At 66.0% G+C, this 22,373-nt stretch carries 21 protein-coding genes; 5 read left to right on the top strand and 16 right to left on the bottom strand.

Features of this window, described 5'->3' with window-relative positions:
* Window positions 1-3: 3 nt before the first annotated feature.
* Together BTO02_RS14480 and BTO02_RS14485 are read left to right on the top strand one after the other, a co-directional pair.
* Window positions 4-588, top strand: coding sequence for a TIGR00730 family Rossman fold protein (locus BTO02_RS14480; protein ID WP_075158877.1), 585 nt, complete (start codon window positions 4-6; stop codon window positions 586-588).
* A gap of 55 nt (window positions 589-643) precedes the next feature.
* Window positions 644-1,390 (top strand): SDR family oxidoreductase, encoded by a 747-nt coding sequence (locus BTO02_RS14485; RefSeq protein WP_075157622.1) that lies wholly within the window; start codon window positions 644-646, stop codon window positions 1,388-1,390.
* Between the two features lie 117 nt (window positions 1,391-1,507).
* On the opposite strand, the gene BTO02_RS14490 is transcribed toward BTO02_RS14485, so the two are convergent.
* The 16 genes from BTO02_RS14490 to BTO02_RS14565 all read right to left on the bottom strand — a co-directional run bounded on the left by BTO02_RS14490 (window position 1,508) and on the right by BTO02_RS14565 (window position 18,674).
* A complete protein-coding gene (locus BTO02_RS14490; protein WP_075157623.1) occupies window positions 1,508-2,146 on the bottom strand; it encodes a DUF924 family protein in 639 nt (212 codons plus the stop codon).
* Window positions 2,143-2,874, bottom strand: coding sequence for an alanyl-tRNA editing protein (locus tag BTO02_RS14495; RefSeq protein ID WP_075157624.1), 732 nt, complete (start codon window positions 2,872-2,874; stop codon window positions 2,143-2,145). The genes BTO02_RS14490 and BTO02_RS14495 overlap by 4 nt, the downstream gene beginning before the upstream one ends.
* 129 nt (window positions 2,875-3,003) lie before the next feature.
* On the bottom strand, window positions 3,004-3,414 hold the full coding sequence (locus BTO02_RS14500) for a group II truncated hemoglobin (protein WP_075157625.1): 411 nt from the start codon (window positions 3,412-3,414) through the stop codon (window positions 3,004-3,006).
* Between the two features lie 45 nt (window positions 3,415-3,459).
* Window positions 3,460-5,949: an ABC transporter permease gene (locus tag BTO02_RS14505; protein WP_075158878.1), complete on the bottom strand. Its 2,490-nt coding sequence runs from the start codon at window positions 5,947-5,949 to the stop codon at window positions 3,460-3,462.
* Between the two features lie 101 nt (window positions 5,950-6,050).
* Window positions 6,051-6,662: a DUF4126 domain-containing protein gene (locus tag BTO02_RS14510; RefSeq protein WP_075157626.1), complete on the bottom strand. Its 612-nt coding sequence runs from the start codon at window positions 6,660-6,662 to the stop codon at window positions 6,051-6,053.
* Window positions 6,663-7,028: 366 nt separating this feature from the next.
* Complete coding sequence (gene sugE, locus BTO02_RS14515) at window positions 7,029-7,349, bottom strand: quaternary ammonium compound efflux SMR transporter SugE (RefSeq protein ID WP_075157627.1); 321 nt, start codon at window positions 7,347-7,349, stop codon at window positions 7,029-7,031.
* A 145-nt stretch (window positions 7,350-7,494) separates the two neighbouring features.
* Window positions 7,495-8,193, bottom strand: a complete 699-nt coding sequence (kdpE, locus tag BTO02_RS14520) for a two-component system response regulator KdpE (protein ID WP_075157628.1) — start codon at window positions 8,191-8,193, stop codon at window positions 7,495-7,497.
* Window positions 8,186-11,167: a DUF4118 domain-containing protein gene (locus BTO02_RS14525; protein ID WP_083615128.1), complete on the bottom strand. Its 2,982-nt coding sequence runs from the start codon at window positions 11,165-11,167 to the stop codon at window positions 8,186-8,188. The genes kdpE and BTO02_RS14525 overlap by 8 nt, the downstream gene beginning before the upstream one ends.
* 194 nt (window positions 11,168-11,361) lie before the next feature.
* Window positions 11,362-11,940, bottom strand: coding sequence for a potassium-transporting ATPase subunit KdpC (kdpC, locus tag BTO02_RS14530; protein ID WP_075157629.1), 579 nt, complete (start codon window positions 11,938-11,940; stop codon window positions 11,362-11,364).
* Between the two features lie 30 nt (window positions 11,941-11,970).
* Window positions 11,971-14,055, bottom strand: coding sequence for a potassium-transporting ATPase subunit KdpB (gene kdpB, locus BTO02_RS14535; RefSeq protein ID WP_075157630.1), 2,085 nt, complete (start codon window positions 14,053-14,055; stop codon window positions 11,971-11,973).
* Window positions 14,056-14,091: 36 nt separating this feature from the next.
* Window positions 14,092-15,897 (bottom strand): potassium-transporting ATPase subunit KdpA, encoded by a 1,806-nt coding sequence (kdpA, locus tag BTO02_RS14540; protein WP_075157631.1) that lies wholly within the window; start codon window positions 15,895-15,897, stop codon window positions 14,092-14,094.
* Complete coding sequence (gene kdpF / locus BTO02_RS14545) at window positions 15,894-15,986, bottom strand: K(+)-transporting ATPase subunit F (protein WP_075157632.1); 93 nt, start codon at window positions 15,984-15,986, stop codon at window positions 15,894-15,896. The genes kdpA and kdpF overlap by 4 nt, the downstream gene beginning before the upstream one ends.
* Complete coding sequence (locus BTO02_RS35125) at window positions 15,983-16,096, bottom strand: potassium ABC transporter ATPase (RefSeq protein WP_075157633.1); 114 nt, start codon at window positions 16,094-16,096, stop codon at window positions 15,983-15,985. Before BTO02_RS35125 ends, kdpF begins: the two co-directional genes overlap by 4 nt.
* 284 nt (window positions 16,097-16,380) lie before the next feature.
* The gene (locus BTO02_RS14555) at window positions 16,381-17,355 is read right to left on the bottom strand and encodes a quinone oxidoreductase family protein (protein ID WP_075157634.1); all 975 of its coding nucleotides are present in this window, start codon (window positions 17,353-17,355) and stop codon (window positions 16,381-16,383) included.
* Between the two features lie 30 nt (window positions 17,356-17,385).
* The gene (locus tag BTO02_RS14560) at window positions 17,386-17,775 is read right to left on the bottom strand and encodes a methylglyoxal synthase (RefSeq protein WP_075157635.1); all 390 of its coding nucleotides are present in this window, start codon (window positions 17,773-17,775) and stop codon (window positions 17,386-17,388) included.
* A 107-nt stretch (window positions 17,776-17,882) separates the two neighbouring features.
* Window positions 17,883-18,674, bottom strand: coding sequence for an SDR family oxidoreductase (locus BTO02_RS14565; RefSeq protein WP_075157636.1), 792 nt, complete (start codon window positions 18,672-18,674; stop codon window positions 17,883-17,885).
* A gap of 349 nt (window positions 18,675-19,023) precedes the next feature.
* On the opposite strand from BTO02_RS14565, the gene upp reads away from it, so the two are divergent.
* The 3 genes from upp (at window position 19,024) to purD (ending at window position 22,310) form a co-directional block, all read left to right on the top strand.
* Window positions 19,024-19,674: a uracil phosphoribosyltransferase gene (upp, locus tag BTO02_RS14570; RefSeq protein WP_075157637.1), complete on the top strand. Its 651-nt coding sequence runs from the start codon at window positions 19,024-19,026 to the stop codon at window positions 19,672-19,674.
* Window positions 19,675-20,101: 427 nt separating this feature from the next.
* Window positions 20,102-20,830, top strand: coding sequence for a YebC/PmpR family DNA-binding transcriptional regulator (locus tag BTO02_RS14575; RefSeq protein WP_075157638.1), 729 nt, complete (start codon window positions 20,102-20,104; stop codon window positions 20,828-20,830).
* A 205-nt stretch (window positions 20,831-21,035) separates the two neighbouring features.
* The gene (purD, locus tag BTO02_RS14580; RefSeq protein WP_075157639.1) at window positions 21,036-22,310 is read left to right on the top strand and encodes a phosphoribosylamine--glycine ligase; all 1,275 of its coding nucleotides are present in this window, start codon (window positions 21,036-21,038) and stop codon (window positions 22,308-22,310) included.
* Window positions 22,311-22,373 lie beyond the last annotated feature (63 nt).

Raw genomic sequence — 22,373 nt, forward strand, 5'->3', positions numbered from 1 at the left:
TTGATGAAAGCAGTGTGTGTCTATTGCGGCTCCGCGAAAGGAGCCAACCCCATTTATGCAGAAGCGGCGCACGCGTTCGGCCGTGCCCTCGTCGACGCGAATCTGGCGCTCGTGTACGGCGGCGGCAAGGTCGGCCTGATGGGCATGATCGCCGACTCGGTGATGGCGGCCGGCGGCCGCGCGATCGGCGTGATTCCGGAGCTGCTCGTCGACAAGGAAATCGGCCATCACGGCCTGACCGAACTGCACGTCGTGTCCGATATGCATGAGCGCAAGAAGCTGATGGCGGACCTCTCCGATGCGTTCGTCGCATTGCCGGGCGGCGCCGGTACGCTCGAAGAGCTGTTCGAGGTCTACACGTGGGCGCAGCTCGGTTATCACCGCAAGCCCGTCGGCATACTCAATATCGCGGGCTTCTACGACCCGCTGATCGCGATGCTCGAGCACACGGTGCGCGAAGGCTTCATGCAGCAGACCTACTTCGAGACGCTGCAGATCGACAACGAGGCAGCAGCGTTGCTCGGCAAGCTGCAACACTACCGCCCGCTCGCGCAGGACAAGTGGTCGCAGCACCGCGACAAGGTTTGACGCGCTCCACTTGCGCGCAAGCCTTGATCCCCTTCATTGAACCGATGAGGCAACCATGACGAAAGTCGTTCTGATCACAGGAGCGAGCCGCGGCATCGGCCGCGCGACCGCGCGGCTCGCTGCCGCGCTCGGCTGGTCGGTGGGCATCAACTATTCGAGTAACGAAGCGGCCGCGCGCGAAACGGCGGCACTCGTCGAAAGCGCCGGCGCACGCGCGCATCTGCTGCCCGGCAATGTGGCCGAAGAACCCGCGGTGATCGCGATGTTCGACGAATGCATGCGCGTGTTCGGACGGCTCGACGGCTTCGTCAATAACGCGGGCATCGTCGCGCCCGGCATGCCGCTCGCCGATATGGACGCCGCGCGCATGAAGCGGATTTTCGACACCAATGTCTATGGCGCCTATCTGTGCGCGCGCGAGGCGGTGCGGCGCATGGCGAAGGACCGCGGCGGCCATGGCGGCGCGATCGTCAATCTGTCGTCCGCGGCCGCGCGGCTCGGCGCGGCGAACGAATATGTCGACTATGCCGGCTCGAAGGCCGCCATCGATACGCTGACCATCGGTCTTTCGAGGGAAATCGGCCCGCACGGCGTGCGCGTGAACGCGGTGCGCCCCGGTCTCATCGATACCGAGATTCACGCGAGCGGCGGCCGGCCCGATCGCGCAGCGGTGCTCGGCGCGCAGACGCCGCTTGGTCGCGCGGGCAGCGCGGAGGAAGTGGCGGAGACGATCGTATGGCTGTTGAGCGACGCATCGTCGTATGTGACCGGCGCGATAATCGACGTGACGGGCGGCCGGTGATTGCGAGGACTTGCGCGGCCGCCGTCCGCCGGGCGCACGGCCGCCTTGCCGCTGGCTGCACCGCTCGACCATTAGAAAAACGCGTTCGGAGCGCGCTGGAATCGTGCCGGAACTGCGCTAGAACCGCGATCCGCGCTCGCGCAGAAACGCGATCTCCTCTTCGGTCGATTGACGGCCCAGCAACGCATTGCGATGTGGAAAGCGCCCGAAGCGTTCGATGACCTTCGCGTGCCGCACGGCCGACTGCGCGTACGATGCGTCGAGTCCCTGCGCTTCCAGCTCCCGATAAAGCCGCATCGATTCGCGCTGGGCTTCCATCGTTTCGTCGTGCTCGAACGGGATATACGCGAATGCGCGATGGTAGAGCGTCGGCAGCAACACGTCGCTACCCTCTTCGATCATATGCCGCGCAATGTTCAGCGCCTGCGCATCGCCGTCGTACATACGCGCCGAACCCCGATGACAATTGCGCGTGAACTGGTCGAGCACGATGACGAGCGCGACGGACCCCAGCGGCGTCGCAAGCCATGCGTCGAGTTCATGCGCGAGCGCCGCTTCGATCAGTGAACCGAAACGCTCGCGCAGCATCGCGTCGAACGCGCCGCTGCGTTTGAACCAGCACTTGCGGTCCGTGCCATATTCGCCTGAAGCTGGCACGCCGAACCAGCAATCGAGCACGTCGCGCGAGCGCGCATCGAGCGAGGCATAGTCGGCTTGCGGCGAATACGCCTGCGCGCGGTTCGAACGCTCGCTCACACGAGTTCCAGCACGAGCCGGCGCGTGCGCGCACTCTTCTTTTCGAGCTTCGCGACGCGCAGTGCGCCGATTTCTTCCGTATTGCGTACATGCGTGCCGCCGCACGGCTGCAGATCGACACCTTCGATACGCAACAGACGCACGCGGCCGAGTCCCATCGGCGGCTTCACGCTCATCGTGCGCACGAGCTCGGGCCGCGCGGCCATTTCGTCGTCGGTGATCCATTCGGTCGCGACGTCATGCGCGCCGCCGACGAGCTCGGCGAGCCGCGCTTCGACATGCTCGCGCTCGATCGGCTCGACCGTCGCGAAGTCGAGCCGCGCATAGTCGGTCGTGATGCTGCAGCCATCGACCGCATAAGGCAGCACCGCGCACATCAGATGGCTCGCCGTGTGCAGCCGCATATGACGGTAACGGCGCGCCCAGTCGATTTCCGCGCGCACGCGCGCGCCCGCGCCGAGGCGCGCAAGCAGGGCTTCCTGGCCCGGCGCCGGCACGTGCACCGCGTCGTCGGGCGTCGCGCCTTCGAACTTCGCCTTGCGCGTGTCGGCGATCCCGATGCGCGTGCCGTCCGCGAGCACGAGCGCGCCCGCATCGCCGGCCTGACCGCCGCCAAGCGGATAGAACACAGTCTGGTCGAGATGAATGCCGTGTTCGTCGACGGCCGTGATCGTCGCGTCGCAGCCTGTCAGATATGCGTCTTCGCGAAAAAGTGCACGCGTCGCCATGGGGGAATCTCCTTGGTATCGTGATTCGGTTCGTGCGTCATGTTCGGTACCCGAAGCATGTGCCGGCGGCGGCATCGCGCGTGCTTCAGGCCCGACTCGGCTCTACCGTGGACGGTAGAACACATGTGCTCAGCCAGGCCGGTTACGCATCCAGTCCGCCGTGTCGAAGAACGAATGCAGCAGCCGTTCGCGCAGCGTGTCGGACAAACCGACGTCCTGCATCGCCCACGCCATGCAGCGCAGCCACTGATCGCGCTCGCTCGACGCGATCGCGAACGGCAGATGCCGCGCGCGCAGCCGCGGATGGCCGAAGCGGTCCTCATAGTGGCTCGGGCCGCCGAGCCAGCCGCACAGGAACCAGAAGAACTTGTCGCGCGAGCCTTCGAGCGTCGGCGGATGCAGCGCGCGGATGCCCGCGAAATCGGGCTCGAGGTCCATCAGGTCGTAAAAGCGGTCGACGAGTTCGCGCACGCGCGCCTCGCCGCCCACGAGTTCGAACGCCGTCGGTGGGGCGATCGTCGTGTCGTTAGAGTCGGTCATACGGGGAAAAGCCAGTTCATTGCAAATGAAGAAGTGTGACGCGCTTCACGCGTCGCGCAGCGATTGAAGCGCCGGCCGCATCAGCACATGCCGCAGGCTCAGCCAGCCGCCGAGTCCCGCGCACGCGATTCCGGCGGCGATGCCGGCCGGCAGCAGCCACGGATCGAACTCCAGATAGAAGTCGAATACGCGCGTGGCGAGCAGCGAACCGACCGCCTGCGCGCCAAGCGCGGCCATCAGGCCGGACAGCGCGCCCACCGCGACGAATTCGGCGATCTGCACCGCCCGCACCTGCCGGTGCGACGCGCCGAGCGCGCGCAGCAGCGCCGATTCTCGCATGCGTTCGTCGCGCGTGCCCGCCAGCGCCGCGTACAGCACGAGTACGCCCGCGACGAGCGTAAACAGGAACAGGAACTGCACCGCATCGATGACCTGCTCCATCACCGTCTGCACCTGGGCGAGAATCGGCGCGGTGTCGATCGCGGTCAGGTTCGGATAGGCGGCGATCAGACCATCGATGGCCGAGCGCCGCTCGGGCGGCACATGAAAGCTCGTGATGAACGTCGCGGGGAAATCCTTCAGCGCGGCCGGCGGCATCAGCACGAAGAAGTTCACCTTGAACGAGCCCCAGTCGAGCTTGCGCGTACTCGTGACCGGCGCCTCGATCGACAGACCCGTTACGTCGAAGCGCAGCGTGTCGCCGGGCTTGACGCCGATCAGCTTCGCGAGCCCCTGCTCGATCGAGATTTCCGGTTTGTCCGTAGCGCCGTACCACCGGCCGGCCTCGATCCGGTTGTCGTCGGGCAGTTGCGTCGTGTACGACAGGTTGAACTCGCGGTCGACGAGGCGCCGTGCATCCTCGCTTTTGTAGTCGTCGGGGTTGACCGGCTTGCCGTTGATCGCGGTGAGCCGGCCGCGCACCATCGGCGACAGGTCGACCTTGGCGAAGCCGTGCTGCGCAAGATACTGCGTGACCGGCACGCGCTGATCGGGCTGGATATCGATGATGAATTCGTTCGGCGCGTCGGGCGGCGTCGATTTGCGCCAGCCCGCGACGAGATCGTCGCGCGTCATCGCGATCAGCAGCAGGCACATCAGGCCGATCGCGAGCGCGGTGATCTGCAGCGCGCTCGCATTCGCGCGCCGCTCGAGCGACGCGAGCGCATAACGCCAGCCGACGCCGACCGCGAAACGCTCGCTGCGCACGACGCGCGCCGCGCCCCACAGCGCCACGCGCGCAACGCAGACGAACACGAGCAGCCCGCCCGCGAATCCGCCCGCGACGATCCCGCCTAGCTTCAGTTCGCCGGCCGCGAGCACGAGCAGAGCCGCGAACAGCACGACGCCTAGCGCATACGCGGCCCACGCGGTGCGGCCCGCTTCGCCCCATTCGCGGCGCAGCACGCGCACCGGCGGCACGCGCGTCAACGGCAGCAGTGGCGGCAGTGCGAAACCGAGCAGCAGCACGAGCCCCGCCGCAATGCCTTCGAAGGCCGGCCACGCGCCCGGATACGGCAGAACGACGCCGATCAGGCCGCCGAGCCAGCGCAGCAGCACGAAGTGCCCGACAAAGCCGAGCACGACGCCGACGAGTCCGCCGATGACGCCGAGCCCGACGAACTCGATCGTAAAGAGCGCGCGCAGCGTGCGCTGGCTCACGCCGAGGCAGCGCATCGCCGCGCAGCTGTCGAGGTGCCGGCGCATGTAGCGATGCGCGGCCATCGCGATCGCGACCGCCGCGAGCAGCGCGGTCAGCAGCGACACGAGCGTAAGGAAGTGGCGCGCGCGATCGAGCGTCTGGCGCACCTGCGGCTGACCGTCCTGCAGCGATTCGAGCGCGACGCCGCGCATCTTGCCGCCGTCGACGTGTTCGTGCGCCCATTTCGCATAGGTCTCGACCGACGCGTCGCTGCCCGCGACGAGCAGCCGGTACGTGACGCGGCTACCGTAGGTGATGAGCCCGGTCGACGCGACGTCGGCATCGTTCATCATGAGCCGCGGCGAGAAATTGACGAAGGCGAAGCCGCGATCGAGCTCCTTCGTGATCACCGCGCCGATCCTGAAATCGCGACCGCCGACTTTCACGCTGTCGCCAACCTGCACCTTCAGCGCGTCGAGCAGTTGCTCGTCGACCCAGACGGTCCCGGGCGGCGGAATCGAGCGGGCCGCTTCGTCGGGCGCCCCGGGCTTCGGTGCGATCCGCAGCGCGCCGCGCAACGGATAGCCGGGCGACACCGCCTTGATCGCGGCAAGCCGCGACATCGGCTGCGCGGCCGTCGAGTTGACCATGCTAGGAAAAATCGCCGTAGTCGCGGTCTCCAGACCGAGCGACTTCGCCTCTTGCGCGAATTGCGAATTGACCGGGTGATCGGCGCGCACGACAAAGTCGGCGGCGATCATCCGGCGCGCATCGCGTTCGAGCCCCTGATGCAGCCGGTCGGCGAGAAAGCCGACGCTCGTCAGCGCGGCCACCGCGAGCACGAGTGCGAGCAGCAGCATCGTCAGCTCGCCGGCGCGCCAGTCGCGCGCCGTCATCAGCGCCGCCTGGCGCAGCAGGTCGCCGGTCGCGACGCGCCGGCGCGGCACGGGCAGCGAGCGCTGCGCTACGTGTTTTCCTGCTTCACGGGCCGGCGCGCTCAATCGTGCCGGCTCCGCGCAAGACGCGACACCATATGCGTCGCCATGCCGCGGAAGCCGCCCTGCACGCCGCGCCACAGCCGCGGCAGCACCCAGCTCACGACGACGAGAAAACCGACCAGCAGCACGAGGAAGATGACCGGCGCGAACAGCGCGAGCAGCAGGCCGCCGAACACCATGCCTTCCTCGGCCGTCGACGTGACGACGTTCGACACCGGCTCGGGCGACAGGTTGATCAATGCGCGCGTACCGGCCTTCGTCAGATGCGCGGTGCCGGCGAGCGTGCCGCCCGCGAGCGCGGCCACCGTCAGCAACGCCGGATCGGCATGGCCGAGCGCACCGGCCGCGAGCACGGCGCCGGCCGGAATGCGGATAAACGTATGGATCGCATCCCACAGCGAATCGAACGCGGGAATCTTGTCGGCGAGGAATTCGGCAACCGTCAGCGCCCCGGCGACGCCGATTACCCATGACGAACTCAGCGCAGAGAGCGTGTCGGGAAGATGGATCACGCCAAAGCGTGCGAGCAGGCCCGCGATCAGCACGGTCAGATAGAGGCGCAGTCCGCTGCCCCATGACAGGCCCGCTGCAAGCGAAAGGGGTTCAAGCATGGCGCGCCTCCGGAGACGCGCACGGTGCACGCCTCGTGCTCCTCGCGACCTGCGGTGCGAAGCGCGCCCGTGCGCCCCGCCCAGCCATTGCCGCCGAGTCCGCGCAGCGCCACGCCGCACGGTACGAGTTCAGGTTGGAATTGGGTTCATTATAGCCACGTCGTTTCGGAATCCGCCGATTGAAAGGCAGAACTGCTGTGGCGAAAAGCGGACTATGCGCAGCAGATTCAAGGTTTTGCAGCGCCAGCCAGGCCGAACCGGATGAGTTGCGCGGGCAACCGGGTTGCCCGCGTGGCGTGCTCGATGCGTAATCGCCGAGCGCCTCGTCGACGCTCGGAGGTCGCTTGCAGACCGCTAAATGATCGCTCAATGACCTGACGACAGCTTGAGCCCGATCAATCCGACAACGATTAACAGCGCGCTGGCGATACGCGGCAGCGTTACCGCCTCGCCCATCATGACGATACCGAATACGAACGCGCCGACTGCGCCGATGCCGGTCCACACGGCGTACGCGGTGCCAAGCGGCAACTGGCGCATCGCGAGCGCGAGCAGCACGAAGCTGCCGAGCGCGGTGACGACGGTGAACACCGACGGCCACAGCCGCGTGAAACCATCGGAAGATTTGAGGCCGGCCGCCCAGGCAACTTCGAGCAGCCCCGCAATAAACAGAAGAAACCACGACATCAGGACGCTCCCACACGGTAACTGGGGTCGTCCCCGTTGATTCCGAACGCGTAAGGCCGTCCTTACGATACCGTAATTATATCAAACGGCATCTGATGAAAGGCGCACACATCCGCGAATCGATATAGTGCGCCGCACGCCGGCCTCAAGCCACGCCGACCAGCCGATACCCGACGCCGGTTTCGGTCAGGATATGCTCGGGCTGCGCCGGGTCGCGCTCGAGCTTCTGCCGCAGATGCGCCATATAAATGCGCAGATAGTGGTGGCTTTCGACGTGCGACGGCCCCCAGACGTCGCGCAGCAGCTGCCGGTGCGTGAGCACGCGGCCCGCATGGCGCACGAGCGTCGCGAGCAGCCGGTACTCGATAGGCGTCAGATGCACGAGTTCGCCGTCGCGCCACACCTGGCGCAGCGCGAGGTCGACCGTCACCGCGCCGAAATGCGCCTGCGGCGAGTCGCTCGCGCCCGCATGATTGCGCCGGCGCAGGTGCGCGCGAATCCGCGCGAGCAGTTCCGAGACGCCGAACGGCTTGGTCAGATAGTCGTCGGCGCCCGCGTCGAGCGCGGCCACCTTCTCGCTTTCCTGCGTGCGCGCGGACAGCACGATCACCGGCAGATCGCTCCATCCGCGCAGCTCGCGGATCACATCGAGGCCGTCGGTATCGGGCAGGCCGAGGTCGACGATCACGAGGTCGGGCTTGCGCGTCGCCGCTTCGACAAGCCCCTGCTTGCCGGTCTGCGCGTCGTGCACGACGATGCCCTCGCCTTCCAGCGACGCGCGCACGAAGCGGCGAATCTGTTTTTCGTCTTCGATCAGTACGACCGTGATGCTCGGGTCACTCATGGCCAGGTTTCGCTAATGTTGTCGTTGCCGTCGAAGCGGGCGAGCGGTCGCCGCCCGGCGGCTCGCGGCCCGACGATTCGCCACGCGGCACGTCGCCGTCCTGCGCCGCGCGGCCGTCATCATGGGCGCCGCTTTCTTCTTCGGACTCGTCTTCGAGCGCCTCCGGCACCGGCGGCGGCGTCTCGACCGGCAGCGTGAACCAGAAGCGCGCGCCTTCGATATGCCCGTCCGGCGCAACCCGATTGGCCGCACCGATCTTCCCGTCATGCGCGTCGACGATCGCACGGCAGATCGCGAGCCCGAGGCCGATGCCGGGCTTCGCCGACTCCTTCTCGCCGCGCGTGAATTTTTCGAAGATACGCGACTCCATGCCGGTCGGCAGGCCCGGCCCGGAATCGTCGATGGTGACGCGCACGAACGGCTTGCCGTCCTGCTCGATCTGCTGCGCGCCGATCACGAGCGGCGTATCGGCCGGCGTGTACTTCGCCGCGTTTTCGAAGAGATTCGCAAACAGCCGCTCCATCAGCACCGCGTCGAGCTGCAGCAGCGGCAGATCGGCCGGCAGCCGGACCTGCACCGGATGCCGCTCGAGCACGCGCCGGCATGTGCGCAGCGCCGCGCCGACCGTCTCCTCGAGCAGCGACCATTGCCGGTTCAGTTGCAACCCGCCCGCCTGCAACCGCGCCATATCGAGCAGATTCGTCACGATGCCGGCCATGCGCATCGACTCTTCGTGGATCGCATCGACGAGGTCGTCGATCGCCTGCGCCTGCGCGTGCGTCGCTTCTTCGAGCGCGCCTTCGGATGTCGCCTGCGCGGCGGCGCCTTCGGCCGCATTCTGCGCGGCGCGCGCCTGCGCGAGCATCGACGAAAAGCCGACGATCGTCGTGAGCGGCGTGCGCAGATCGTGCGAGATCGCCGACAGCAGCGAGTTGCGCAGCCGCTCCGATTCCATGTTGACGAGCGCATCGCGCGCGATTTCAACGTAATGCACGCGCTCGAGCGCGAGCGCGATCTGCGCGCCGAAGGCCTCGAGCATGCGCTGCTGCTCGGGCACGTCGAGTTCGCGTTCGTCGTGCATCTTCACCGCGAGCACGCCGCGCGTGCGCATCGGCGCTTTCAGCGGCAGATAGAGCGCGACCGCGGCCGGCAGCGTATCGGTGCCGTGTCCGGCCGGCTTCTGCTGGTCGTATACCCACTGGCCGACGTCGATATCGAGCGCCGCGCCGTCCAGCATGATCTGCTGATCCGGATCGTCGACCTTCTGGCGGACCTGATCCGCGCTGTCCGGCAGCAGGATCGCGACACGCGCGCGGAACACCTCGCTCACGTGGCGGCTGCCGATGCCGATGATCTGCTCGGTCGTCAGCGCCGCCGCGAGTTCGCGCGCCATCGCGTACATCGCGCCGGTGCGCTGTTCGCGCCGCTGCGCGACGCTCGCCTCGCGGCGCAGGCTCGACGTCAGATGGCTGATCACGAGCGACGTGAGCAGCATGCCGAAGAAAGTCAGCAGGTATTGCGTGTCGGTGACCGACAACGACATGCGCGGCGGCACGAAGAAAAAGTCGAACGCGGCGACGCTCAGAAACGACAGCACCACGCCTGGCCCGCGCCCGAGCCGGACCGCAGCGAAAATCACGCCGAGCAGGTACAGCATGACGAGGTTCGCGAGATCGATATGCCCGATCAGCAGGCTCGCGATACACGTGATCGCCGCGCAGATCGCCGCGGCCCACGCATAGGCGCTGCGCGGCGAGCGCCGTTCGCGCGCGGTGCGCAGCGCGTCGCGCCATGCGCTCGCGTCGGCGTCCTGTCCGCCGTCGCGTGCGCTGCCGCGTTCGGTCATCGCGCGGATCAGCGTCAGGTCGAGATCGTCGGCGCGCTCGGCGAGGCGTTCGGCGAACGGCCGCTGCAGCCGGCGCCGCAAGCCGCTGCGCGACGTGCCGCCCGCCACGAGCTTCGATACATTGCGCACGCGCGCGTAGCCGACGAGCGTGCCGATCGCGTCGGCGCCCGCGAGCGTCGCGGTTTCCGCGCCGAGTTCGGCCGCGAGCCGCAGCGCATTGAGCGTGCGTTCGCGGCGTTCGTCGGAGAGGCGCTGCAGCTTCGGCGTTTCGACGTACACCGCGATCCAGTCGGCCTTCAGCGCAGCCGCGAGACGCGCGGCCGCGCGCACCAGCATCGGCGCCTCGGGTCCGGGTCCCACGCAGACGAGCAGCCGCTCGCGCGCCTGCCAGATCGGCTGGATCGAGCGGTCGGCACGGTACTCGCGCATCTGCGCATCGACGCGATCGGCCGTGCGCCGCAGCGCCAACTCGCGCAGTGCGATCAGATTGCCCTTGCGAAAGAAGTTGCGCACCGCGCGCTCGGCCTGCTGCGGCAGATAGACCTTGCCGTCGCGCATCCGGTCGAGCAGTTCTTCGGCGGGCAGATCGACGAGCGTCACTTCGTCGGCGCGGTCGAACACGCGATCGGGCACGGTCTCCCAGACGCGAATGCCGGTAATCTGTCCGACCACGTCGTTGAGGCTTTCAAGGTGCTGGACATTGACCGTCGTATAGACGTCGATGCCCGCGTCGAGCAGCTCGTAGACGTCCTGCCAGCGCTTCGCATGCCGCGCGCCGGTCACGTTCGAATGCGCGAGTTCGTCGACGAGAATCAGTTGCGGCTTGCGTTCGAGCGCCGCGTCGAGATCGAATTCGGCGAGCTGCCGTCCGCGATACGCGATGCGCGCAAGCGGCAACACGTCGAGTCCGTCGAGCAGCGCGGCCGTTTCGGAGCGGCCGTGCGTTTCGGCGATGCCGACCACGACATCGACGCCTTCTTCCCTGCGCCGCCGCGCGGCCTGCAACATCGCATAGGTCTTGCCAACACCGGCGGATGCGCCGAAGAATACCTTCAGCTTGCCGCGCTGGCGTCGTTCTTCTTCGCGCTGCAGTTTGCCGAGCAACTCGTCGGGATCAGGTCGGTTCATGCTTGAAGGGGCTCGTCAATCGGACAGTCGACGCCACCATGCAAACGTCAATCGCTCATGGTGACACGCCGGGTGCAAAGCAGCAAACAGGCGCCACGCATACGCCAGGACGGAGCGAACCACGCTGCGCCACAAAGACGATCGGGGCGGCGCCCGCATGAGCGCCGCCCCGGGCCTCCCGGCAGTTGCGCGAGTCAGCCGTGCTGCATCGCGTCGAGCGCGAGATTGAGCTCGAGCACGTTTACGCGCGACTCGCCGAAGATGCCGAACTGGCGGCCCGACGTGTACCGCTCGACGAGCGCCTGTACGTCGGACGGCTGCAGATTGCGCGCTTTGGCGACCCGCGCGACCTGGTACGCGGCCGCGGCCGGCGTGATCTCGGGGTCGAGACCGCTGCCCGACGACGTCACGAGATCGACGGGCACGGGCTGCGACATATCGGTGCCGGCGGCCTTCAACGCATCGAGGCGGCCCTTCACGTTATCGGTCAGCGACGAATTCAGCGGACCGAGGTTCGACGCGCTCGAACCGCTCGCGTTGTACGGGTTCGGGCTCGTGGCCGACAGGCGCCCCCAGAAATACTTCGGCGCATCGAACTGCTGGCCGATCAGCGCGGAGCCGACCACCTTGCCGTTCTGCCCGATCAGGCTGCCGTTCGCCTCGTGGTTGAAGACAGCCTGACCGATGCCGGTCATCACGGCGGGATACGCGAGACCGGTGATCGCAGCGAGCACGACGAACAGCACGATCAGTGGACGAAACATGGATTTCATGATGGTTTCCTCAATTGAACATCGGGCGCATCAGGCCCAGCCGCATGCGGCAATCACCATGTCGATCAGCTTGATGCACGGGAACGGCAGGATGATGCCGCCGAGGCCGTACACGAGCAGATTGCGGCGCAACAGCGAGGCGGCGCCGATCGGCCGGTACCTGACGCCTTTCAGCGCGAGCGGAATCAGCATCACGATGATGATCGCGTTGAAAATCACCGCCGACAGAATGGCCGACGCCGGCGTGGTCAGATGCATGACGTCGAGCACACGCAGTTGCGGATACGTCGACGCGAATGCCGCCGGAATGATCGCGAAGTACTTCGCGACGTCGTTGGCGATCGAGAACGTGGTCAGCGAACCGCGCGTCATCAGCATCTGCTTGCCGATCTCGACGATCTCGATGAGCTTCGTCGGATTCGAATCGAGATCGACCATGTTGCCCGCTTCCTTCGCCGCCTGCGTCCCGGTGTTCATCGCGACCGCGACGTCGGCCTGCGCGAGCGCCGGTGCGTCGTTGGTGCCGTCGCCGGTCATCGCGACGAGGCGGCCTTCGGCCTGGTGCGCGCGGATCGTCGCGAGCTTCGCTTCCGGCGTCGCTTCCGCGAGGAAGTCGTCGACGCCCGCTTCGGCCGCGATCGCCGCGGCGGTCAGCCGGTTGTCGCCGGTCACCATCACGGTCTTGATGCCCATCTTGCGCAATTCGGCGAAACGCTCCTTGATGCCGCCCTTCACGACGTCCTTGAGCTCGATCACGCCGAGCACGCGCGCCCCATGCGCGCCCTTCTCGGCCACCACGAGCGGCGTGCTGCCGCGCCGCGCGACTTCGGTGACGACGTGGTTCACTTCGGCCGGGAAACGGCCGCCGCGCGCTTCGACATAAGCCTTGACCGCATCGGAAGCGCCCTTGCGGATTTCGCGGTCCGCGAGGTCGACGCCGCTCATGCGCGTTTGCGCACTGAATGCGATGAAAGTCGGATGCAGTGCCGCCATATCGCGCTGGCGGATATTGAAGCGTTGCTTCGCGAGCACGACGATGCTGCGGCCTTCCGGCGTTTCGTCGGCGAGCGATGCGAGCTGCGCGGCATCGGCGAACGCGTCTTCGGCGACACCGGGCGCCGGCACGAAAGCCGACGCCTGGCGGTTGCCGAGCGTGATCGTGCCGGTCTTGTCGAGCAGCAGCACGTCGACGTCGCCGGCCGCTTCGACCGCGCGGCCGGAGGTGGCGATCACGTTCGCCTGCATCATGCGGCTCATGCCGGCCACGCCGATCGCGGACAGCAAACCGCCGATCGTCGTCGGAATCAGGCAGACGAGCAGCGCGACGAGCACGGTGATCGTCACGACGTGGCCGGCCTTGACCGCTTCGACCGCGAACATCGAGAACGGCAGCAGCGTGGCCGTGGCAAGCAGCAGCACGATGCTCAACGCGACGAGCAGAATGGTCAGCGCGATTTCGTTCGGCGTTTTCTGACGCTTCGCGCCTTCGACCATCGCGATCATGCGGTCGAGGAACGCTTCGCCCGGATTCGCCGTGACGCGCACGACGATCCAGTCGGACAGCACGCGCGTGCCGCCCGTCACCGACGAGAAGTCGCCGCCCGATTCGCGGATCACCGGTGCGGATTCGCCGGTGATCGCCGATTCGTCGACCGACGCGACGCCCTCGATCACTTCGCCGTCGGCTGGAATCGTGTCGCCCGTTTCGACGAGCACGACGTCGCCCTTGCGCAGATCGGTTGCCGTCGTGATGCGGATCGGCGCCTTCGGATGCGGCTCGTTGAGCTTCTTGGCCATCACGTCTTTCTTCGCGCTGCGCAGCGACGCCGCCTGAGCCTTCGAACGGCCTTCGGCGAGCGCCTCCGCGAAGTTCGCGAAGAGCACCGTGAACCACAGCCACAGCGCGACGGCGAGAATGAAGCCGGCCGGCGCCTCGGCCTCGCCCGCGAGCGCAGCGATCCACAGGATCGTGGTCAGGATGCTGCCGACGTACACGCAGAACATGACCGGATTGCGGAACTGCGTGCGCGGCGTCAGTTTCTTGAAGGAGTCCACGATCGCCGGGCGGATCAGCGCCGGGTCGAACATGGACCGGGTTGCGGAATGTTCAGTCATTTCTTCCTCGAATAATTCTGTCTGCAAGCCCCGCCATCAATGGCCGAGAACCATCATCAGCTGCTCGACGCCCGGACCGAGCGCGAGCGCCGGTACGTAGGTCAGCGCGCCGACCAGCAGCACAGTGCCGAGCAGCAGCGCGACGAAGAGCGAGCCGTGCGTCGGCAGCGTGCCGCCCGTGACGCCAAGGCGCTTCTTTTCCGCGAGCGAGCCGGCGATCGCGAGCACCGCGATCAGCGAGCCGAAGCGGCCGAACCACATGCAGATACCGAGCGCCACGTTGTAGAACGGCGTGCTCACCGTCAGGCCGCCGAAGGCACTGCCGTTGTTGTTCGCGGCCGAGCTGAACGCGTAGAGGATCTCCGAGAAGCCGTGCGGGCCCGGGTTCAGGATGCCGGCCTTGCCCGCATCCGTGAGCACGCCGACCGACGCGCCGACCAGCACGAGCAACGGCGTCAGCAGGATCACGATCGACACCATCTTCATTTCGTACGCTTCGATCTTCTTGCCGACGTATTCGGGCGTGCGGCCGATCATCAGGCCTGCGACGAACACCGCCAGCAGCGCGAACGCGAGCGCACCATAGAGACCGGAACCGACGCCGCCGAACACCACTTCGCCGAGCTGGATCAACAGCATCGGTACGAGGCCGCCCAGCGGCGTGAGCGAGTCGTGCGCGTTATTGACCGCGCCGCACGAAGCCGCCGTGGTCGCGACCGAGAAGATGCCCGACTGCGCGATGCCGAAGCGCGTTTCCTTGCCTTCCATGTTGCCGCCGGACTGCAGCGCGCTCGCGGTCTGATCGACGTGCAACGCGGTGAACGCCGGATTGCCGACCTGCTCGGAACCGATCTCGACGGCCACGCATACGGCGAACGCGATCGTCATGAAGGCGAGCAGCGCGACGCCCTGGCGCTTATCGGCGACCATCCGGCCGAACACGAGACACAGCGCCGCCGGAATCAGCAGCATCGAGATCATCTGGACGAAGTTCGCGAACGGTGTCGGGTTCTCGAACGGATGCGCGGAGTTCGCGTTGAAGAAACCGCCGCCGTTCGTGCCGAGCATCTTGATCGCTTCCTGCGAGGCGACCGGGCCCATCGCGATCGTCTGCTTCGCGACCGGCGTATCGACCATCACCGGATTGCCCTTCGCGTCCTTCACCGGGTTGCCTTGCGCGTCGACCTTCGGCGCCGGATACGTGGTGGTCTGCAGCGTAGGCACATCTTCGTAGGCCTTGAAGTTCTGGATCACGCCCTGGCTCATGAGGACCACGGCAACGACGACCGACATCGGGATCAGCACGTACAGCGTCACGCGCGTGATATCGACCCAGAAGTTGCCGATGGTTTTGGCCGAATGACGCGCGAAGCCGCGGATCAGCGCGATCACGACGACGATGCCGGTGGCCGCCGACAGGAAGTTCTGCACGGTGAAGCCAAGCATCTGCGTCAGATAGCTGACCGTCTGCTCGCCCGAGTAGTCCTGCCAGTTCGTGTTCGTGACGAAGCTGATCGCGGTATCGAATGCGCCGTCGGGCGTCATCGCGCCAAGCGCCTGCGGATTGCCCGGCAAGAAGCCTTGCACGCGCAGGATCAGATACAGGACCGCGAGGCCGAGCACGTTGAAGGCGAGCGTCACGATCGTGTATTGCTTCCAGCCCATCTCGGCCGACGCATCGACGCCCGCGATGCGATACAACAGCTTTTCGAGCGGGCCGAACCAGCGCACGACACGCGACGAGCCGTCCATGACGCGCGTGATGTAGCCCGCGACCGGCACCGATAGCGCGAGCAGGACGACGATATAGACCGTCACCTGCAAGACATTGTTGGCGTTCATTCAATGTCCTCCGCGCGCAGCAGCGCATAAACCAGATAAACGAAGAGGAACGCCGTCGCGGCGCCCGATAGCCAGAGGATCCAGTTCATGAGCGCGCTCCCTGTCCCCGCCGGAATTGCATCAGCTTCGAGCAGCCGGCGACGAGCCCGAAGGTGAGCACCGTGATGACCACGAGGCCCCCGACATACAGCACATCCATCTCATGTTCCCCATTGTTGGCTATGGATGCGGAACGTTATGCCGATTCGGATAAAGGCCTGGTCAAAGATCGTTGGAGCGATATAAAAATGGCGTAAACAAAAAGCCGTTCCACAGTGACATGGAACGGCTTTGAAAGTGACGCGACGAGCGCAGCGAAAGCCCCGGAGGCCCGCGGCACAAGGCTGTGCGAGGCGCAGCGGCAACGCGTACGCTCGGTAGGAAGTAAGGATCCGCTAAGGAACCTTTAACACGGCGCTACGCGCGTTGATCCGGTTTCTTCGATCAGGGCACGAGGATCGTCGAGCCCGTCGTGCGACGCGCTTCGAGGTCTTCATGCGCCTTGGCGACATCGGCGAGCGCGTAGCGCTGGTTGACGCTCGTTTTCACCTTGCCCGATACGAGCACGTCGAACAGTTCGGCCGACATCGCTTCGAGGTCGCTGCGCTTGCCGATATAGGAAAACAGCGTCGGCCGCGTGAAAAACAGCGAGCCGCGGCTTGCGAGTTCCTGTGAATCGATCGGCGGCAACGGGCCCGACGAACTGCCGAACGAGACGAACATGCCAAGCGGCGCGAGACAGTCGAGCGACGCGATAAACGTGTCCTTGCCGATCGAGTCGTAGACGACCGGCACGCCCGCGCCGTTCGTCAGCTCGCGCACGCGCTTCGTGAAATTTTCGCGCGTGTAGACGATCGGGTAATCGCAGCCGTGCGCCTTCGCGAGTTCCGCTTTTTCATCCGAGCCGACCGTGCCGATCACGGTCACGCCGAGCGCCTTCGCCCACTGGCAGACCAGCAGGCCGACGCCGCCCGCGGCCGCCTGGATCAGGATCGTATCGCCGGCCTTCACGCGATACGTGCGGCGCAGCAGGTATTGCGCGGTCAGACCTTGCAGCATGACCGACGCCGCTTCGTCATAGCCGATCGCATCGGGAATCTTCACGACCTTCGCGGCCGGCATCACGCGCTCCTGCGCATACGCGCCCGGCGGTCGCTCCGCGTACGCGACGCGGTCGCCCTCCTTGAACTGCGTGACGCCTTCGCCGAGCGCGACGACTTCGCCGGCAGCTTCCATCCCGAGCCCGCCGGGCAGCGGCAACGGATACAGGCCGTTGCGAAAGTACACGTCGATGTAGTTGAGGCCGACCGCATGCTGCCTGATGCGGATTTCACCCGCACCGGGGTCGCCCACCTCGACGTCGACCCACTTCATCACGTCGGGACCGCCCGTCTTGTCGAATCGTATCGCCTTGACCATCGTTGCCGTTCTCCAGTTCGTCCAGCTCGTTCAGATGTGCTGCGTCATACGCAGCGCCAGTACATCGAGAATCATCCGTGCGGTCGAGATATTCGTCGCGCACGGTACGTTATGGACGTCGCAGGCGCGCACGAGCGCGTTGATATCGGGCTCGTGCGGCTGCGGCGTCATCGGGTCGCGCAGAAAAATCACCATGTCGACGCGGCCTTCGGCGAGTTGCGCGCCGATCTGCAGGTCGCCGCCGTTCGGGCCGGACAGCATCCGTTCGATTTCGAGTCCGTGCGCCGCCGTCACGCGCGCCCCCGTCGTACCGGTCGCAAGCAGATCGCAGCGCTTCAGCGTATCCACATATTCGCCGGCGAGTTTGACGATGTCGTCTTTCTTATGGTCGTGCGCGATCAGCGCGATGCGTGCTGTCATCTATCGATTCCCCCTGATTTTTTCGTTGCTCGAGTGTGGTTGTCGTTGCGCGTGCGTTGCGTGCGCTGCAGGTCTGCCGGAGGCTGCCCGTTCCGGAGGTTGCCCGTTCAGTAAGTGCCCGGATAAGCGCCGCCGTCGATCAGCAGATTTTGCCCCGTGATATAGCCCGCGTGCACGCTGCACAAGAATGCGCAGGTACGGCCGAATTCGTCCGATGTGCCGAAACGGCGCGCCGGAATGCCGGCCACGCGCCGCGTGCGCGCTTCTTCCATCGTGATGTTTTGCGCCTTCATCTGCGCAGCCATCGTCGCCGCGATGCGATCGGTATCGAAGGCGCCGGGCAGCAGGTTGTTGATCGTCACGCCGTGCGGCGCGACCTTGCGCGCGACGCCGGCTACGAACCCGGTCAGGCCCGAACGCGCGCCATTGGAAAGACCCAGCGTATCGATCGGCGCCTTCACCGACGAACTCGTGATGTTGACGACGCGCCCGAAACCGCGCGAGATCATGCCGTCGATCGTGGCGCGAATCAGCTCGATCGGCGTGAGCATGTTCGCTTCGAGCGCGCTGATCCAGTCGTCGTGCGTGAAGCTGCGAAAGTCGCCAGGCGGCGGACCGCCTGCGTTGGTCACGAGAATATCGGGCTGCGGACACGCGGCGAGCGCGGCCGCGCGGCCCTCGGGCGTCGTGATGTCGCACGCGATGGTCTTGACGGTTGCACCGCTTTTCGCGGCAACGGTCGCGCGAATTTCTTCGGCCGTGTTCTCGAGCGTATCAGCGGTGCGCGCGAGGATCACGATATGCACGCCTTCGGCTGCCAGCGCCTCGGCGCAACCGCGGCCAAGCCCCTTGCTCGCCGCGCAAACCAGCGCGGTGCGCCCTGCTATTCCAAGATCCATAAGATGCCTCCTCGTTGAATGCCGCTGTGGCGTTTGCCTGTCGTGTTTGCCTGTCGCGTTGCCTGAGCGTTTGCCCGTCGCGTCTCTGTCGTCGATGGGCGTTGCCCGTTGTGCGCACCGGACGCCCCGACGGCAAGCGCCCGCAAATGCCCCCGATTCTAGAAGAATCGACGCGACGCTGCCGACGCTGACTTATTCGGTCAATCGCATTGAACGGTTCGCCAAATGGGTTCGCCAAATGGCCATCCTGGAAATCTCGTGTTTCTTCCGCCAATACTTTCGGTAAACTTGCAGGAGTGGCGCACCGGTCCGACGGTCCGTCTCCCATCCCTTCGCCTCGCGCCGCGCCATGACACAGGACAGCCGTTTTCCCAATCTGTTTATCCTCGACCACCCGCTGATCCAGCACAAACTCACCCATATGCGCGACCGCGATACGTCGACGCGCACATTCCGCGAGTTGCTGCGCGAAATCACCTTGCTGATGGGCTACGAGATCACGCGCAACCTGCCCATGACCACGCGCCGCGTCACCACGCCGCTCGTCGAGGTCGATGCGCCGGTCATCGCCGGCAAAAAGCTCGCGATCGTCCCCGTGCTGCGCGCGGGCGTGGGCATGTCCGACGGGCTCATGGAGCTGATTCCGTCGGCGCGGGTCGGCCATATCGGCGTCTATCGCGACGTCGACCATCGGCCGGTCGAGTACCTCGTGCGGCTGCCCGATCTCGAAGACCGCATCTTTATTCTGTGCGACCCGATGGTCGCAACCGGCTACTCGGCCGTTCATGCGGTCGATGTGCTCAAGCGCCGCGGCGTGGCCGGCGAGAACATTTCATTTCTTGCGCTCGTCGCGGCGCCCGAAGGGGTCAAGGTCTTCCACGACGCGCATCCGGACGTGAAGCTCTTTGTCGCGTCGCTCGATTCGCATCTGGACGAGCACGCTTACATCATCCCGGGCCTCGGCGATGCCGGCGACCGGCTGTTCGGCACGAAGAACTAGCGCCTGAGCCCACCTGCCCGAACCGGGTGGCCTCGGGCGCCTGCGTGGGCGTCGCGCCCGCTCGGCCGGCGCGGGGCGCGTTCCGGCGGTTCTCTCGCAATGCCGCATACGCGCCACGCATCCGCCGCGCATCGGCGCCATGATAAAATCGCTATCCGCTCATCGAGCGGCTCGCCTTGCCTGCACTGCCCCGCACATCGCCGCCCCGCACATCGCGCTCTCACGCAGGCAGCGTACGGCACGCCGGGCACCGGGGCGGACACCGGGCGACACTGAGCGGACATCCGGCGAAACAGGTCCATCAAGGGTCCGCGCAGCCAGGCTTGGACCGAGGCGCGTCTCGCGAAACGCGCCCACATTGCACACAATCACGCGACGACACATTGCACATGCGTGCGCCCCGCTGGCGCGCGCGCTGGAGAAAAGTATGGCGGGTCATTCGAAATGGGCCAACATCAAGCATAAGAAAGCAGCGGCCGATGCCAAGAAGGGCAAGGTCTGGACGCGGCTCATCAAGGAAATTCAGGTTGCCGCGCGCATGGGCGGCGGAGAGATCGACTCGAACCCGCGTCTGCGGCTCGCGGTCGACAAGGCGTACGACGCGAACATGCCGAAGGACAACATCAACCGCGCGATCCAGCGCGGCACCGGCGGCGTCGACGGCGCGAACTACGAGGAAATCCGCTACGAAGGCTACGGCATCGGCGGCGCGGCGATCATCGTCGATACGATGACCGACAACCGCACGCGCACGGTCGCCGAAGTACGGCACGCGTTTTCGAAGTTCGGCGGCAATATGGGCACGGACGGCTCGGTGTCGTTCATGTTCGATCACGTCGGCCAGTTCCTGTTCGCGCCCGGTACAGCCGAAGACAAGCTGATGGAAGCAGCGCTCGAAGCGGGCGCCGACGACGTCGTGACGAACGAAGACGGCAGTATCGAAGTGCTGTGTCCGCCAAACGACTTCCCGAAGGTCAAGGCCGCGCTCGAAGCGGCAGGCTTCAAGGCCGAACTCGCCGAAGTCACGATGAAGCCGCAGACGGAAGTCGAGTTCACCGGCGACGACGCGGTGAAAATGCAGAAGCTCCTCGATGCGCTCGAAAATCTCGACGACGTGCAAGAGGTGTACACGAACGCAGCGATCGTCGAAGAGTGACGCGTTGACGCCGCACCGCCGTTCCATACCAGGCGGCGGTCCGGCATCGGTTTCGCGATTTGTGTTGGCTTCGTCACAGGCGTTCGATGCGAGTTATGCGAATCTTGCAGGTATTCACGGCCGGCGGCGCACCAGCAGCCCGCTCCAGCAGCACGCACCAGCAGCCTGGCCAGCCGTTCATGGTTGATAGCATTCGGGGAATCTCATGAAGTTACTCGTCGTCGGATCCGGCGGTCGCGAACATGCGCTCGCGTGGAAGCTCGCGCAATCGCCGCGGGTCCAGCTCGTCTATGTCGCGCCGGGCAATGGCGGCACTGCGCAGGATGAGCGTCTGCGCAACATCGACATCGTCGATCTGAACGCGCTCGCCGACTTCGCGGAGAAGGAACAGATCGCCTTCACGTTAGTCGGGCCGGAACAGCCGCTCGCGGCCGGCATCGTCAACCTGTTCCGTTCGCGCGGGCTCAAGATATTCGGACCGTCGCGCGAGGCCGCGCAGCTCGAAAGCTCGAAGGATTTCGCGAAGGCATTCATGAAGCGCCACGCGATTCCGACCGCTGAATACGAAACGTTCTCCGACACGGCTGCCGCGCACGCGTATATCGACGCGAAAGGCGCGCCGATCGTGATCAAGGCCGACGGGCTGGCCGCGGGCAAGGGCGTCGTGGTCGCCCAGACGCTCGACGAGGCGCACGCGGCCGTCGACATGATGCTGTCGGACAATAAGCTCGGCGACGCCGGCGCACGCGTCGTCATCGAGGAATTCCTCGCCGGCGAAGAAGCGAGCTTTATCGTGATGGTCGACGGCAAGCACGTGCTGCCGCTTGCCTCGAGTCAGGACCACAAGCGTCTGCTGGACGGCGACGCAGGCCCGAACACGGGCGGCATGGGCGCCTACTCGCCCGCGCCGATCGTCACGCCGCAACTGCATGCGCGCGTGATGCGCGAAATCATTCTGCCGACCGTGCGCGGCATGGAAAAGGAAGGCATCCGCTTTACCGGCTTCCTGTATGCGGGCCTGATGATCGATGCGCAGGGCAATCCGCGGACGCTCGAATTCAACTGCCGGATGGGCGACCCGGAGACCCAGCCGATCATGGCGCGCCTCAAGGGCGATTTTTCGAAGGTCGTCGAGCAGGCCATTGCCGGCACGCTCGACACCGTCGAGCTCGAATGGGACCGGCGCACGGCGCTTGGCGTCGTACTCGCCGCGCACAACTATCCGGACACGCCGCGCAAGGGCGACCGGATCAACGGCATACCGGCCGAAACGGCCGATGCGGTGACGTTCCACGCGGGCACGACGCTCGCGAACGGCAAGCTCTCGACCTCGGGCGGACGTGTATTGTGCGTCGTCGGGCTCGCCGACTCGGTACGCAGCGCGCAGTCGGTCGCGTACGAGACGATCAACCAGATTTCGTTCGACGGGATGCAGTACCGGCGCGACATCGGTTATCGCGCGGTCAATCGCAAGCATTAGCAGGCAACGTAGAACACCGCAGGACATCGGTGGTCGGTCCGATCGCCTGCCCCGAGGCCGCTT

The organism is Paraburkholderia sp. SOS3 (genome assembly GCF_001922345.1).
In the GTDB taxonomy this organism is placed as follows: Bacteria; Pseudomonadota; Gammaproteobacteria; order Burkholderiales; family Burkholderiaceae; genus Paraburkholderia.

Excerpts from the sequence above, each read along its gene's own strand:
- BTO02_RS14480 (WP_075158877.1), top strand. The coding sequence starts at position 4 with ATGAAAGCAGTGTGTGTCTATTGCGGCTCCGCGAAAGGAGCCAACCCC.
- BTO02_RS14485 (WP_075157622.1), top strand. The coding sequence starts at position 644 with ATGACGAAAGTCGTTCTGATCACAGGAGCGAGCCGCGGCATCGGCCGC.
- BTO02_RS14495 (WP_075157624.1), bottom strand. The coding sequence starts at position 2,874 with ATGGCGACGCGTGCACTTTTTCGCGAAGACGCATATCTGACAGGCTGC.
- BTO02_RS14500 (WP_075157625.1), bottom strand. The coding sequence starts at position 3,414 with ATGACCGACTCTAACGACACGACGATCGCCCCACCGACGGCGTTCGAA.
- BTO02_RS14505 (WP_075158878.1), bottom strand. The coding sequence starts at position 5,949 with ATGACGGCGCGCGACTGGCGCGCCGGCGAGCTGACGATGCTGCTGCTC.
- BTO02_RS14510 (WP_075157626.1), bottom strand. The coding sequence starts at position 6,662 with ATGCTTGAACCCCTTTCGCTTGCAGCGGGCCTGTCATGGGGCAGCGGA.
- sugE (WP_075157627.1), bottom strand. The coding sequence starts at position 7,349 with ATGTCGTGGTTTCTTCTGTTTATTGCGGGGCTGCTCGAAGTTGCCTGG.
- kdpE (WP_075157628.1), bottom strand. The coding sequence starts at position 8,193 with ATGAGTGACCCGAGCATCACGGTCGTACTGATCGAAGACGAAAAACAG.
- BTO02_RS14525 (WP_083615128.1), bottom strand. The coding sequence starts at position 11,167 with ATGAACCGACCTGATCCCGACGAGTTGCTCGGCAAACTGCAGCGCGAA.
- kdpC (WP_075157629.1), bottom strand. The coding sequence starts at position 11,940 with ATGAAATCCATGTTTCGTCCACTGATCGTGCTGTTCGTCGTGCTCGCT.
- kdpB (WP_075157630.1), bottom strand. The coding sequence starts at position 14,055 with ATGACTGAACATTCCGCAACCCGGTCCATGTTCGACCCGGCGCTGATC.
- kdpA (WP_075157631.1), bottom strand. The coding sequence starts at position 15,897 with ATGAACGCCAACAATGTCTTGCAGGTGACGGTCTATATCGTCGTCCTG.
- kdpF (WP_075157632.1), bottom strand. The coding sequence starts at position 15,986 with ATGAACTGGATCCTCTGGCTATCGGGCGCCGCGACGGCGTTCCTCTTC.
- BTO02_RS35125 (WP_075157633.1), bottom strand. The coding sequence starts at position 16,096 with ATGGATGTGCTGTATGTCGGGGGCCTCGTGGTCATCACGGTGCTCACC.
- BTO02_RS14555 (WP_075157634.1), bottom strand. The coding sequence starts at position 17,355 with ATGGTCAAGGCGATACGATTCGACAAGACGGGCGGTCCCGACGTGATG.
- BTO02_RS14560 (WP_075157635.1), bottom strand. The coding sequence starts at position 17,775 with ATGACAGCACGCATCGCGCTGATCGCGCACGACCATAAGAAAGACGAC.
- BTO02_RS14565 (WP_075157636.1), bottom strand. The coding sequence starts at position 18,674 with ATGGATCTTGGAATAGCAGGGCGCACCGCGCTGGTTTGCGCGGCGAGC.
- upp (WP_075157637.1), top strand. The coding sequence starts at position 19,024 with ATGACACAGGACAGCCGTTTTCCCAATCTGTTTATCCTCGACCACCCG.
- BTO02_RS14575 (WP_075157638.1), top strand. The coding sequence starts at position 20,102 with ATGGCGGGTCATTCGAAATGGGCCAACATCAAGCATAAGAAAGCAGCG.
- purD (WP_075157639.1), top strand. The coding sequence starts at position 21,036 with ATGAAGTTACTCGTCGTCGGATCCGGCGGTCGCGAACATGCGCTCGCG.